Here is a 13,249-nt window from a genome sequence, read left to right as displayed (position 1 = left end):
ACGGTCGTAATGGCAAAGAGGACGGTCGTAATTGCTGGAAACGCTCGAAAAAGAGGAAAAAGTCCCTTTTTGAGGTCGAAAAAGTGGATTAACATTTGTTTTGTTTCGGATGTCTTTTGAATCTGAAAAAAGTGTTTTATACAATAAGCCCCCCCGATAGTTGAAAGTATCGTCAACTATTCCGGCCTGACGGAAGAAGAGATTGCTTCTTTATAATCGGATTATTTGTTTGCCAAAAGCAAATATTAACGCTTGATTCTTAATTGTCGTTTAAATTTCTTTCTACCTTTGCCTACTTAAAACTAAAAAACACAAACTTAATTCTTGCGCTATGTTAACTCAGATTATAAATGGCAAGATCCTTACCCCACAGGGCTGGTTGAAAGACGGTTCTGTTCTGATAAGCGATAACAAGATTCTGGAAGTGACGAACTGCGACTTAGCAGTTGTTGGAGCCACTTTGATAGACGCCAAAGGCATGTATATCGTGCCGGGCGGAGTAGAAATCCATGTGCACGGCGGTGGTGGACGTGACTTTATGGAAGGCACAGAAGAGGCATTCCGGGTGGCAATAGCCGCCCATATGCAGCACGGTACGACCAGTATTTTCCCTACGCTGTCTTCTTCCACAATCCCGATGATCCGCGAGGCGGCTGCAACGACTGAAAAGTTGATGGCTGAAAAAGACAGTCCGGTTCTGGGCCTTCACCTCGAAGGGCACTACTTCAACATGAAGATGGCCGGCGGACAGTTGCCTGAAAACATCAAGAATCCGGACCCGGAAGAATACATTCCTTTGCTGGAAGAGACACATTGTATCAAACGTTGGGACGCAGCCCCCGAACTTCCGGGCGCTATGCAGTTCGGAAAATACATCACATCGAAAGGCGTGGTGGCTTCCGTCGGGCATACACAGGCTGAATATGAAGACATCCAGACTGCCTATGAGGCCGGATATACGCATGCGACACACTTCTACAATGCAATGCCGGGCTTCCACAAACGTCGCGAATATAAATATGAAGGTACGGTGGAAAGTATCTACCTGATCGACGATATGACAGTCGAGGTTGTGGCTGACGGTATTCATGTGCCGCCAACGATCCTTCGCCTGGTCTATAAAATTAAAGGGGTGGAACGCACTTGTCTGATTACCGATGCGTTAGCTTGTGCGGCAAGCGACAGCCAGACGGCGTTCGACCCGCGTGTGATCATCGAGGACGGCGTTTGCAAACTGGCGGACCGTTCCGCCCTTGCCGGCAGTGTCGCCACGATGGACCGCCTGATCCGTACGATCGTCCAGAAAGCGGAGATTCCGTTGGAGGACGCTGTCCGTATGGCTTCTGAAACACCGGCACGCATCATGGGTGTGTATGACCGTAAGGGCTCTTTACAGCGTGGTAAGGATGCCGATATCCAGATTTTGGATAAGGACCTGAATGTACGTGCTGTCTGGGCGATGGGAAAATTGGTCGAAGGAACCAATAAGCTGTTCTAATTGAAAATTGAGAATTGAAAATTGAAAATTATGCTGACTCAGATTATAAATGGCCAGATTCTCACCCCGCAGGGATGGTTGAAAGACGGCTCCGTATTGGTAAGCGACGGTAAGATACTGGAAGTGACAAATAGCGACCTGGCTGTGATAGGCGCCAAGGTGATAGATGCCAAGGGAATGTATATCGTTCCCGGTTTTGTGGCCATGAACGTGCATGGCGGTGGCGGCCACGATTTTAAGGAGTGTACGGAAGAGGCCTTTCGTACGGCGGTTGCAGCCCATTTGAAACATGGGGCGACGACTATATTCCCTACTTTGTCCGCTTCCCCGAAAGAATCCATTTGCAAAGCGGTTTCCATCTGCGAGGGCCTGATGGCTGAAAAGAACAGTACGGTTTTGGGGCTTCATGTGGAAGGCCCTTACCTGAATACAAAGATGGCAGGCAGCCTGTATGATGTGAAAGACCCGGATAAAGAGGAATATACCTCTATTCTGGAAAGTACCGGTTGCATCAAGCGTTGGGATGCCAGTCCGGAATTGCCCGGTGCGCATGATTTTGCCCGTTACCTCCGGTCGAAAGGCATTCTGGCTGCTATCACGCATACGGAAGCCGAGTTTGGTGATATCAAGGCTGCTTATGCTGCCGGTTTCACACATGCTGCCCAGTTCTATAATGCAATGCCCGGTTTCCACAAGCGTCGTGAATATAAATATGAGGGAACGGTGGAAAGTGTGTTCCTGATGGATGATATGACAGTCGAAGTGATTGCCGACGGCAAGCATTTGCCTTCCACGATCCTCCGCCTGGTTTACAAGTTGAAAGGTGTGGAACGCACTTGTCTGGTGACCGACGCGTTGTCGTATGCCGCCAGCGATATAAAGCCGGATGAGGATTCGCGTATTATCATAGAAGACGGTGTTTGTAAGCTGGCAGACCATTCTTCGCTTGCCGGAAGTATTGCGACGATGGACGTACTGGTCCGCACAATGGTCCAGAAGGCGAATATCCCATTGGCCGATGCAATCCGTATGGCTTCCGAAACGCCGGCGCGCCTGATGGGGGTTGCCGATCGTACGGGAACTTTGCAGCGCGGCAAGGATGCCGATATCATCATCATGGACCGCAATCTGGCTGTCCGTGCCGTTTGGTCGCTGGGACATCTTGTTCCGGATGCCAATACATTATATTAATGATGATTTATGTGTTACTTTTGGCTTGACCCAAAAGTAACCAAAAAGTCAAGGCTTAACCGTCCAGGCTACTCCGGGTAAAGGCTACGCTGTCGCCTGCGAAACTCGCTTCGCTCAGACAGCGCAGGCTCCGGGCGCTTCGCCTTTACCCTCCGCTTGACGCCTGTCCGCTTAGGCCTTTCTTAGAAAGCTCCGCTTTCTCTTGGGATGGCCGACACCGCCTGTTTCTTTGAAGCCCCGTGTCAAACACGGGGACAAGGATGATTCCCCTGTTCCCGCACTCGATGCGGGATCGCATAGGGACGACCGGTGTCACAATCCTCAACAGAGCCGTCAGGCTCTATCTCATTTACAGTTTTTCCCTCTGCCAAAACCTGTTTTATATATACTTCCTATCGATGTATTGATTTTTTAAATGGTTTGTAAAGCTGGATTCGTGGATTAATTGTTATATTTGTGATTCAAGTTATGAATGATATACTAAATCAATAATTAAACATGAAGACAGACCTTAGTTCGCAGATTACCCTGACGAGAATACCGCAACGGTACTATCGTCCGGAAAATGCTTTCGAGCATTCAGTTTTAACCCGTCTGGAAAAGATTCCGACAAACATCTATAAATCGGCCGATGAAGGCTCGTTTGCTATTGCCAAAGAGATAGCCGATCAAATCCGTAAGAAACAGGAAATCGGAGAAAACTTCGTGATGGCTATTCCCGGAGGCCGTTCTCCGTTGAGCATATATAAGGAATTGATCCGTATGCATAAGGAAGAGCAATTGAGCTTCCGCAATGTGGTTCTCTTTGTTGAGTATGAATTTTACCCGCTTGTTTCTTCTTCCGCCGGTAATGTGGCACAGTTGAAAGAGGCTTTGTTAGATCATATCGATATCGCTCCTGAGAATGTGTATGCACCCGATGGTTGTATGCCGAAAGATGCTATCATCGATTTCTGCCGGATATATGAAGAAAATATCCAGAAGGCAGGTGGTTTGGATTACATTCTGTTAGGCGTAGGACATGCCAGCAATATCATGTTCAACGGTGTCGGAGCAAGTTTGAGTTCCCGTACACGCCTGGTTCTGCTGGAAGGTGCGGCCCGTAAAGAGGCTTCGCGCACGTTCCCGTCATTAGATAATGTTCCGGCCGGCGTTATTACGATGGGTATCGCAACCATGATGAGGGCACGTAATGTGATCCTGATGGCATGGGGCGAGGATAAAGCCAATATCATTGCAAAGACAGTGGAAGGCAAGGTGAGCGACGCTGTTCCCTCTTCTTATCTGCAGAACCATACGAATGCGAAAGTCGTAGTCGATTTGTCCGCCGCTTATGATCTGACCCGTATCAGCCATCCCTGGTTAGTGACCAATTGCGAATGGGACAATAAGCTGATCCGCCGTGCAATCGTCTGGTTGTGCCAGTTGACCGGCAAACCGATCCTGAAACTGACAAACAAGGATTACAGCGAAAACGGCCTGGGTGAACTGCTTGCCCTTTACGGTTCCGCTTATAACGTAAATATCAAAGTATTCAACGATATCCAGCACACGATTACCGGATGGCCGGGCGGCAAGCCGAATGCCGACGATTCGAACCGTCCCGAACGTGCAACCCCGTATCCGAAGAAGGTGATAATATTTAGCCCGCACCCCGATGATGATGTGATTTCCATGGGTGGAACATTCCATCGCCTGTGCGAACAGCACCACGATGTGCATGTCGCTTATGAGACTTCCGGAAACATTGCGGTCGGCGATGAAGAGGTAATCCGCTACTGCGAATACCTGCGCGACGTATGTGAAAAGTACACAAAAGACGAAACGGTGAAGAAGAAGGCCGAAGAAATCATCCACTTCCTGCGTTATGAGAAGGTGGAAGGCGAGGCTGAAAAGCGTGACGTGCTCTTTATGAAAGGTACGATCCGGCGGGAAGAAGCCCGTGCCGGTGCCCGTTACAGCGGAATCAAGAGTGACGACCATATCCACTTCCTCGACCTGCCGTTCTACGAAACCGGGCTGGTGAAGAAGAACGACCTGGGAGAAGCCGACATCGCAATCGTGAAGAAGTTGCTGATGGATGTGCAGCCCGATGAAATGTTTGTGGCCGGTGACCTTGCCGACCCGCACGGGACTCACCGTGTCTGTCTGAATGCTGTCCTGGCAGCCCTCGACGAACTGAAAGATGAAGAATGGTTGAAGAACTGCCGTATCTGGATGTATCGCGGTGCGTGGGCCGAGTGGGAAATGGACCATGTGGAAATGGCCGTGCCTATCTCTCCCGAAGAATTGCGCCATAAGCGGAATGCGATCCTGAAACACCAGTCGCAGGCAGAAAGCGCTCCGTTCCTGGGTGATGACGAACGTTTGTTCTGGCAGCGTGCCGAAGACCGTAACCGGGCTACAGCCGAGCTATATCACCAGTTGGGCCTTGCTTCTTATGAAGCGATGGAAGCATTCGTGCAATATGTTCCGGTTCGATAAACCCTGTTAAAACCGGACGCAGACAACGCAGAAGACGCAGAAAAACGCAGACTTTTATTTGTAATAAATATTGTCTGCGTTATTCTGCGTCTTCTGTGAAATCTGCGTCCGGTAATTTATTAGTAGGTAGTTCCCTGGAACACGTTAGAATCTGAATAAGGAAGCAAAGTTCCGTTCATTGTCAGATCGTTTCCTGAGAAGTTCGGGTCTACGGTTACCATCGCATTGTTGGTCCCGCTGTACAAGACGAGATTGACGGTTGCGGAAATGAAGATGCCCTGTACGCTCATGGACAGATATACGTTTCCGTTGTTTTCCTGTTTGACCTGTACGTTGGAGGCAGATCCCTGTACGGTGATACCGCCTAATCCGTTAGGGCCGGGATAGGGAGAGTTGGAAGCAATCTGTACCATTGCCTGTCCGTCGTTCAGCGAAACGAAGTTGGTGTTGGAGTTTACATAGTAAACGCGCCCGTTCAACGGTTGTACGGAGTTGGCTTCGAGAACGAACGACTGGTTTGTGATAGCCTGCATGGCATTGTTGAATGCCTCTTCGCCCATAACGGCATCCTTAGCTAACCTTTCCTCTTTTTTCTCTTTTCTTTCCAGCTTTTTTTCAGCCTTTTCTGCAGCCTTGCTTGTCTGAGCCTGCACGTGTGTCATGCCACCCAACAGAAGGGTGCAGACCACCATCATTGATACAATTCTTTTCATACAATTTAGTTTAAAACGTTTATTCAAAAATGTAATAGAAAAACAACCGGATTGTGGAAATGTTTCTGGCAAGTACGCGATTACAGATACAATAACATTCTATCGGAGTATTTATGTTAATCGCGATATTTATGCGGGAAACTTGCCTGGAATGGTGCTCGGAAATGATTTATCCTGTATTTTTGTACGGATAATAATCGATTGATATGAAAATAGATGTTTGTTTTTCACCGGCTTTATACCCGGTTTACCATAATCCGGAAGCGATCGTTGTCGTGGTGGATGTATTCCGGGCAACAACGACAATGGCTGCCGCTTTCGGTAATGGCGTGCGCAGTATTCGTCCGGTGGCGACGGTCGAGGAGGCGCAGGCGTATAAGGCAAAAGGGTGGCTGGTCGGTGCCGAACGGAATGTGAAACGGTGTGAGTTTGCCGACTTCGGCAATTCTCCGTTCGACTATACGCCGGAAAAGGTTTCCGGAAAAGATATCGTCTTTACCACCACCAATGGCACACGTGCGATCACGATTGCCCGTTCGGCTTACCGGGTGGTGACGGGGGCGTTTATCAATTTGCATGCAGTAGCCGGTTATTGCCTGGCGTATAAACGGGATGTAGTCGTGCTGTGTTCCGGATGGCAGGATAAGGTGAATATGGAAGATACGCTTTTCGGGGGAGCCTTGGCCGATATCCTGGTCAATACCGGCCTGTATGGGACGGGGAGCGATGCCGCTGTGATAGCCCGTGATATGTGGACGAATAACAAGAAAGACCCGGCTGGCTATCTGGAGCTGTCTGAGCATATAGCGCGCCTGAAAGCCAATCATCTGGAAGATGCCGTGCCCTATTGTCTGACGTTGAATCTGACAGACAAGGTGCCCGAACTTGTTGTGACCGAAGATGGAGTATTGATATTACGTTAATGAGGAGATAGAATAGATGGATAAACATACCGGAAAAGTACGTTTTGGAGTGGTCGGTACGAACTTTATAACCGACTGGGTGATCGCCGGGGCCCGGCAGGACGAACGCTTCGAGTTGGCGGCAGTCTGTTCCCGCAAGCAGGAAACGGCGGATGCTTTCGCTGCCAAACATCAGATACCGCATACATTCACTTCACTGGAAGAGATGGCGAAGAGCCCGCTGGTCGATGCGGTGTATATCGCCTCGCCTAATTTCCTCCATGCCGAACAAAGTATCTTGTGTATGAAACACGGTAAACATGTGCTTTGTGAGAAACCTTTCGCGTCGAATGCCCGGGAGGCGGGGGAGATGATTGCTGCATCCCGTACATATAATGTTACGTTGATGGAGGCTATGAAGCCGACACTTACCCCTAATTTCCTGTCTGTACGGGAGAATTTAGGACGGTTGGGTACTGTGCGCCGCTATTTCTCTTCCTATTGCCAGTATTCTTCCCGTTATGACAAGTTTAAAGAAGGGATTGTCCTGAATGCTTTCAAGCCGGAATTGTCGAACGGGGCGATGATGGATATCGGCATCTATACGGTTTATCCGATGGTCGTTTTATTCGGCCGCCCGGATAAGGTCGATGCTTCCGGAATCGTTCTGTCATCAGGAGCGGACGGGCAGGGGGTGGTCAATTTTGAATATGACGGAATGAATGCGACGGTTCTCTATTCCAAGATAGCCAACTCGTCTCTTCCGACGGAGATACAGGGTGAAGACGGCAATATGACGCTCGACCGGATCAATATCATCAGCAAAGTCACCTATACGCCTCGCCTGGCAGCGGCATCCGGTAAAGGTCCGGTTGCCGAACCGCAGGATATCAGCGCCGTGACGGATCGGGACGAGTATTATTACGAAGTTGCCGAGTTTATCGACCTGGTCCTGTCCGGTAGACGCGAATCCGCGATTAACAGCCATGAGCATTCACTCATCACCCTGGAAATAATAGATGAGGTCCGCCGGCAGTTAGGGATTGTCTATCCGGCGGATCAGGAATGACAGATCAATATTCCCGGAGGAAATAGCGCATCAGGAAGTCCCAGTTCTCATGAATGATCGCCTTGCTGCGTTCTTCGCCGAGCAGGCTTTTGGCCTGGGCGTCTGTCAGCATGCCTTTTTCTTCCAGTATCCGGAGCAGATAAGGGCTGCATCGTTTGACCATAAAGAAAGAGATACCTTGGTCTTCCGCTTTCTTCTGATCGTAGAAGGGGTTGTTTTCATCTTTGATATATTCGACTCCGTTAGTCAGGACCTGCAGCCCTTCCATCGGTGTGGCGTAAACGGCAAATTTCTGTGGAACGGTGTCACCGGCTGCGCCTTGCGTGTCTATGCCGATATTTGTGAGAAAATCCAGAAATTCTTGTTTGGTTTTGAAATAAAGAAGCGGTTTGCCTTCTGCGGCAGTAGTGAACTTCCTGAAATGTTCGGCTAATGTTTTTTCGGCTTCTTCCGATACCGGTTCTTTGAACGACTGGGTTTTCTCGCCCTCTCCGGCAAACAGCTCATGGTCCGGGTGTTCGGCCGGAAGGATCAGGGAAAGCCATTTCGGAGACGTGTAGGTAAGGAAAGGACTTTTTGAGACGCGGGCCAGCGAATCGTGGATGACCATAATGGCCTGATCGTTCCGTTCTTCGGTTTGTTGCCAATATTCCTTGATCGTCTCGGTTAACACTTCCTGCGCATCGGTAAACAGATAACATTTATAATGAAACCAGTACAACAGTTCATTATATTGGGGTTGTTCTTCATACCGGGTTTCCGGTGCAAAAAGCTGTTGCATCCTTTCGTTTTCGGGAGCAGTAGTCCATTCGTCGCAAAATAACTGGTAGATCAAGCCTGCCGTATCCCCGTTTGCCGCATTGTCCGGGCTGACGAATGTCCCTTTACGGGCTCCGTGGTATTGCTGTGTATAATGCCAAAGCAGGAACCGGATATCTTCGTAGTTGACCTCGTCTTCGTAGTAGTAGTCGCCGGGCGTATAGAACGGCAGGTATTTGCCGTATAGCGCCTTATGCTCCCTGATAAACGAACGCCAGATATTCAGGCCGGAAATGACATCTTCGAAATGGGCGGCCATACGCATACTGATCTGCTTGACTTCTTCTTTATCAAAAGAGTTGGCAAGATGCGTCTCTTCCAGCATATCATAAATACGGTTTGCTATATTTGTATAATAAAGGTCTGTCGAGTCGGATTGTTTATAGGGATGCAGTTGCAACCAATCTTTCGGGTAAATTTTAATGTTCTTCATATCTTGGACTTATTTGTGCTCATAATTATTAGTTAATTAAGGGCACAAATGTAACAAATATTTTAGAGGTGGAGAGAATGCGTGAAAATAAAGCGTGCCCCGTCGGTGTAATCTTTATCCAGCGTAACCTCTCCTTCAAAACGTTCGGCTATGATACGGCAGATGGAAAGCCCCAATCCGGTTCCCTGCACGCATTCGTTCAGTTTCTCAAAACGTTCGAATATAGCGTCTTGCTTATCTGCCGGTATTCCGCAACCTGTGTCGGTGACGGTGAAACGTACGACTCCGTTTGCTTCGTCGATCGTGTAAGCCAGTTCGATGAAACCGCGCTCCGTAAATTTGGTTGCGTTCCCGACCAGGTTGATCAGCACTTGCTGGAGGCGTAGTTTGTCTGTTTTCAGGGTGAAGTTCTCGTTTTCCGGTGTGAGTCTCAGTTCGACTCCGGGTTTCACACGGTGTTCCACGCTCATCAGTGCGCTGCGGCAACACTCCGTCAGATTCTCTTCGGCAAAAGTGAAGCGGTATCTTTCTGATTCCAGGCGGGAAATATCCAGAATGTCATTGACCAGGTTGAGCAGGAGAGCCGAGTTATCCATGATGATACGCGTATATTCTTTCCGTTCGTCTCCTATTTCCGTTTCCACATCCAGAATCTGGGCAAACCCGACGATAGCATTCAACGGAGTACGGATCTCGTGGCTCATATTTGAAAGGAACAGGCTTTTCAGGCGGTCGGATTCTTCCGCATGGTCACGGGCGATTCTCAATGCTTTCTCCGATTCCAATAAGGCCTGTTTATCTTTTTGCAGTTCATTCTTCAGCTTGTGGGTGTGCATATAAATGATTGTACCCAATATCAGTATGACCAGAAATAAGCCGGCCAGGGCAAGCGTCCATTTCAACTGTTGTTGTTTTGCTCCCAGTTCGAGCTCTGCCACGCGAAGCTCTTTTATCTGGAGTTCGAGGTTGTTCATGTCGTGGAGTGCATGCAGTTGGCTCAACTGCCGGACAAAGGAGGCGCTATTTATCTCTTCATTTTGCACTAATGCTTCCTTGTATTGCAGGGCTGCTTCGCGCGTGTTTCCCATATCCATCAGTATCTCGGCTCTCAGCTTTTTTACGTCCGGACTGTTATCCAGTTCCGCCACAGCGTTGATTGTATTCAGAGCCTGTGTATATTGGCCTGCTAATTTGTAGTAGCTGGCTACATTAAACATATAGAAGATGCGCACATATGTATCATCCAAATTGTCAAGATAGGGAATTGCGGCCTCCATGTGTTTTTTTGCTTCCGGAGCATTCTTTTGACGGACGTATAGACTGAGATAAAAGGCCTCCGACAGCAATGTGCAGCGGTCGTAGGGAAAAGAAGGGTCGGGACCGTAATTTCCGCTTTTGATGTCGGCAATCAATGTTTGCAACTGATCGAGATGTTTGTGGACGCTTTCGAACCTATTCAGTTTTAACTCGGATTCGATCATATTGTTGAGGTATTGGACGACGTAGCGATACTCTGTTTTTTTTGTTTGCAGTAGATCCAACCCTTCGAGGAAAAAATCGACGGCGACACTGTCACGGCCAATTCGTTGATTGATCAGTCCCTGTGTTTCGCAACTACAGATAATACCGGTTTCATTCTTTTCTTCTTTAGCCAGATTATACAAACGTATGGCAGCGTCTGCTGCTTTCTCAAATTGGTCGTCCCAGAGCAGGAGTTGGCAGAGGAAGGTATGAGCATCGAAATAGTAATCTTTATACTCTCCCGTCACTTTGGCAAGAGAATCAATTCGGGACACATAGTGCGAGACGTTGTCTACATCTCCCATATTGTAATAGAAGCGGACCAGTGTACGGATCGCCCATCCTTCTTTATCCGTATCCCGTGCTTCACTTGCCTCTTTCCGTAATTGGTTCAACCAGAAATATCCGGTTGAATCGTCCATGGAAAGGTAAGACATCTTTTCCAGTAATTCCAGACGTTTATTGGTTTCGGATGTAACCATAAGCAATTCTTTAATACTGTCTTTTCGCTGTTCCAATTCGGAACCGTATAACGTGACAATGCTGCAGAGGCAGAATATCAGTTGGAGGAAAATCTTATTCTTGCTCATGGGGCCTGTTTATGTATTAGTATGTATAGTATTTTTAATTCATGATATGTTTACAAAGATATATATAATGTTTGACAAATCATATCATATCATTCTTAATGGTTATTCTATTTTTGATATTCAAGCGTTAAAAAAAAGATCGTTGCCCGGCGAATATATGCATGTTTGAATAAATATGTCATTTATATGCTTGTTTATTGATAATTATTACTTTCTTTGTGTAGTAAAAAGGGTTATTAATGTTGCCTATGAACACAAAATGTATTCTTCAGAATTCTTTATGGAATCTTGTCTTGTTATTGCTCGTTTCCTGTTCGGATACGGACTTGAAAGAGATTGGAACAGGTGATTCCTATGGCCGGCAAAATGCAATTGCCGAGATCGGTGCACAACCGGTAATGTTCAATCTCAAATATGACGTGCCGGATGGTTACCGCGTGTCATTTGAGGTCTATGGAGAAAATCCGCTCGAAACTCAGGGTGGCTTGTTGGTTAAGAAGTCGAATCTGTCGCCTATCTTTACCGGCATCACGAACGGTCGGGGAGAATATATGCTGTCCCGCCTGCTACCGGAGCAAGCCGGGGATTTGTATGTCTATTCTTCTTATATAGGAGTTCCCTCCCTGTTGTATGGTCGGATTGCAAATGGAACGGCGGATTTTAAAGAAGTCGAACAGAGCCGGGACGATGCGGAGACAAAAGCTTTGCTCGGTTGGTCCGATAATTTCCCCTATCTGAAGCTCGGCGGCTGGAATTCGTTGGGTAAGCCGGATTATATTACCAAGAAGGAAGACGTCAGCAGTTCTATCTTGAAGGCGATTAACCAGGCATTCCCGGAATGGAAGAGTGCCGCGCCGGAGTATCGTAAGCGGACTGACATCTATGTGCAGAAAGACGCTCAGATTTGGGTGAGTATGCTCCATTCCGGCAGTTTGTTTGATAACGTGCTGGGATATTTCTCTTACAAAGGGGATATTAAAGATGTAGATCCCGCTTCGATCAAAGAGATTATAGCGTTTCCGAGGGCAAGCATTGTCCGTCTTCTCAGTTCGGGCTTGAAAGCCGGAGAGGCTGTCCAGTTGAAGTATTATAATCCTGAGACTGGTCAGTTGGAAAACACCTTCCCGCAAGGGACTTCCATCGGTTGGGTACTCCGTTCCGATGGTTATAATTTGTTGAACCGTACGATCAGTGACGGTAAGTTCCGTTTCTATTCTTATCCCGAATGGAACCCGGAATCCGGTAATAAGAGCCATACGGTGTTGTTCAAGAAAGATAATTTCGTCGTTGTCGGTTTTGAAGACCTGCCGAACGAACGTATCAATCTTTTGAAGGGTGATGGTGATTGCAACGACCTGATGTTCCACGTTTCCTCTTATCCGGCTGACGCTATCACGTATGACATACCGGAGATCCCGGATGGCAGCGGTGCTACTGAAGAAACGGAAGATGTGGATGCCATACAGCAGTTGTCTGAAGTGATGGATCTCCCTTCCGACGATCCTGATTTCTGGAATGATCTTTGGATTGCCTCCAAGTCTACATTAAACTGGAATGTCTCCGATCAGGAGAATTTGGATAGCTACGGCAGTATCGTCGGGCTGAAAGAAGAACTGATCGTTGCTAACAGCCGTACGATGAACAGTTTGATAGTCGAACAGCCTGTTAACGCTGCGTCTTCCCGGATATTCGTTAAGACGACGATCCGCAGGACCAAGACGGCTACCACGGAAAAGAAACGTATCTTTGTCAAGACTACCGTACGTGGCATGACAGTCGAGGTCGAAATGGAAGTTGATGCCTACGCTATGTCGATCCGGAAGAATACAGCGAACGAAGAAATTCTCCGTAAGATTCTTTCCTTACGTAACAAGATCGATGCGAACGAACCAATCCGTATTACGGTGGAAATGGAGTTCGATCCGATCCCCTGGGAACAGTTTGAGGATTTAGTTCCCGGTCCCTATTCTCCGCATATTGTCGAATAGTTTATCGGAAACAGTGCCAAAAGTCCGTCTCTCGCGGGCTT

General features: G+C 47.9%; 9 protein-coding genes. 6 read left to right on the top strand and 3 right to left on the bottom strand.

Features of this window, described 5'->3' with window-relative positions:
- The first annotated feature begins 331 nt into the window (after positions 1-331).
- The 3 genes from nagA (DWU89_RS15175) to DWU89_RS15160 all read left to right on the top strand — a co-directional run bounded on the left by nagA (DWU89_RS15175) (position 332) and on the right by DWU89_RS15160 (position 5,173).
- Positions 332-1,498 carry an N-acetylglucosamine-6-phosphate deacetylase gene (gene nagA, locus DWU89_RS15175; protein WP_115500478.1) on the top strand — a complete coding sequence of 389 codons (1,167 nt, stop codon included), beginning with the start codon at positions 332-334 and terminating at the stop codon, positions 1,496-1,498.
- A 30-nt stretch (positions 1,499-1,528) separates the two neighbouring features.
- Positions 1,529-2,689 (top strand): N-acetylglucosamine-6-phosphate deacetylase, encoded by a 1,161-nt coding sequence (nagA, locus tag DWU89_RS15170; RefSeq protein WP_115500477.1) that lies wholly within the window; start codon positions 1,529-1,531, stop codon positions 2,687-2,689.
- A gap of 498 nt (positions 2,690-3,187) precedes the next feature.
- Positions 3,188-5,173, top strand: a complete 1,986-nt coding sequence (locus DWU89_RS15160; RefSeq protein WP_115500476.1) for a glucosamine-6-phosphate deaminase — start codon at positions 3,188-3,190, stop codon at positions 5,171-5,173.
- A gap of 119 nt (positions 5,174-5,292) precedes the next feature.
- On the opposite strand, the gene DWU89_RS15155 is transcribed toward DWU89_RS15160, so the two are convergent.
- Positions 5,293-5,886, bottom strand: coding sequence for a DUF4251 domain-containing protein (locus DWU89_RS15155; protein ID WP_115500475.1), 594 nt, complete (start codon positions 5,884-5,886; stop codon positions 5,293-5,295).
- Positions 5,887-6,092: 206 nt separating this feature from the next.
- On the opposite strand from DWU89_RS15155, the gene DWU89_RS15150 reads away from it, so the two are divergent.
- Together DWU89_RS15150 and DWU89_RS15145 are read left to right on the top strand one after the other, a co-directional pair.
- A complete protein-coding gene (locus tag DWU89_RS15150; protein ID WP_115500474.1) occupies positions 6,093-6,809 on the top strand; it encodes a 2-phosphosulfolactate phosphatase in 717 nt (238 codons plus the stop codon).
- A gap of 16 nt (positions 6,810-6,825) precedes the next feature.
- Entirely contained in the window at positions 6,826-7,857 is a 1,032-nt protein-coding gene (locus tag DWU89_RS15145) for a Gfo/Idh/MocA family protein (RefSeq protein ID WP_115500473.1), read from the top strand.
- Positions 7,858-7,861: 4 nt separating this feature from the next.
- Here the strand turns inward: DWU89_RS15145 and DWU89_RS15140 are convergent, their stop codons facing one another.
- On the bottom strand, positions 7,862-9,109 hold the full coding sequence (locus tag DWU89_RS15140; protein ID WP_115500472.1) for a DUF3843 family protein: 1,248 nt from the start codon (positions 9,107-9,109) through the stop codon (positions 7,862-7,864).
- Between the two features lie 62 nt (positions 9,110-9,171).
- Positions 9,172-11,220 (bottom strand): ATP-binding protein, encoded by a 2,049-nt coding sequence (locus tag DWU89_RS15135; protein ID WP_115500471.1) that lies wholly within the window; start codon positions 11,218-11,220, stop codon positions 9,172-9,174.
- A gap of 248 nt (positions 11,221-11,468) precedes the next feature.
- Between DWU89_RS15135 and DWU89_RS15130 the strand changes: the two genes are divergently transcribed.
- Complete coding sequence (locus DWU89_RS15130; RefSeq protein ID WP_158543392.1) at positions 11,469-13,208, top strand: DUF4114 domain-containing protein; 1,740 nt, start codon at positions 11,469-11,471, stop codon at positions 13,206-13,208.
- The last annotated feature ends 41 nt before the right edge of the window (positions 13,209-13,249 follow it).

The organism is Parabacteroides acidifaciens, assembly GCF_003363715.1.
Lineage (GTDB): Bacteria > Bacteroidota > Bacteroidia > Bacteroidales > Tannerellaceae > Parabacteroides > Parabacteroides acidifaciens.
Note: the sequence above shows the minus strand (reverse complement) of the source record. Positions and strands in the feature narration are given on the sequence as shown.

What these genes read in the sequence shown, in the direction of transcription:
- DWU89_RS15160 (WP_115500476.1), top strand. Translation starts at nt 3,188, where the DNA reads ATGAAGACAGACCTTAGTTCGCAGATTACCCTGACGAGAATACCGCAA.
- DWU89_RS15140 (WP_115500472.1), bottom strand. Translation starts at nt 9,109, where the DNA reads ATGAAGAACATTAAAATTTACCCGAAAGATTGGTTGCAACTGCATCCC.
- DWU89_RS15135 (WP_115500471.1), bottom strand. Translation starts at nt 11,220, where the DNA reads ATGAGCAAGAATAAGATTTTCCTCCAACTGATATTCTGCCTCTGCAGC.
- DWU89_RS15155 (WP_115500475.1), bottom strand. Translation starts at nt 5,886, where the DNA reads ATGAAAAGAATTGTATCAATGATGGTGGTCTGCACCCTTCTGTTGGGT.
- DWU89_RS15145 (WP_115500473.1), top strand. Translation starts at nt 6,826, where the DNA reads ATGGATAAACATACCGGAAAAGTACGTTTTGGAGTGGTCGGTACGAAC.
- DWU89_RS15150 (WP_115500474.1), top strand. Translation starts at nt 6,093, where the DNA reads ATGAAAATAGATGTTTGTTTTTCACCGGCTTTATACCCGGTTTACCAT.
- nagA (WP_115500478.1), top strand. Translation starts at nt 332, where the DNA reads ATGTTAACTCAGATTATAAATGGCAAGATCCTTACCCCACAGGGCTGG.
- nagA (WP_115500477.1), top strand. Translation starts at nt 1,529, where the DNA reads ATGCTGACTCAGATTATAAATGGCCAGATTCTCACCCCGCAGGGATGG.
- DWU89_RS15130 (WP_158543392.1), top strand. Translation starts at nt 11,469, where the DNA reads ATGAACACAAAATGTATTCTTCAGAATTCTTTATGGAATCTTGTCTTG.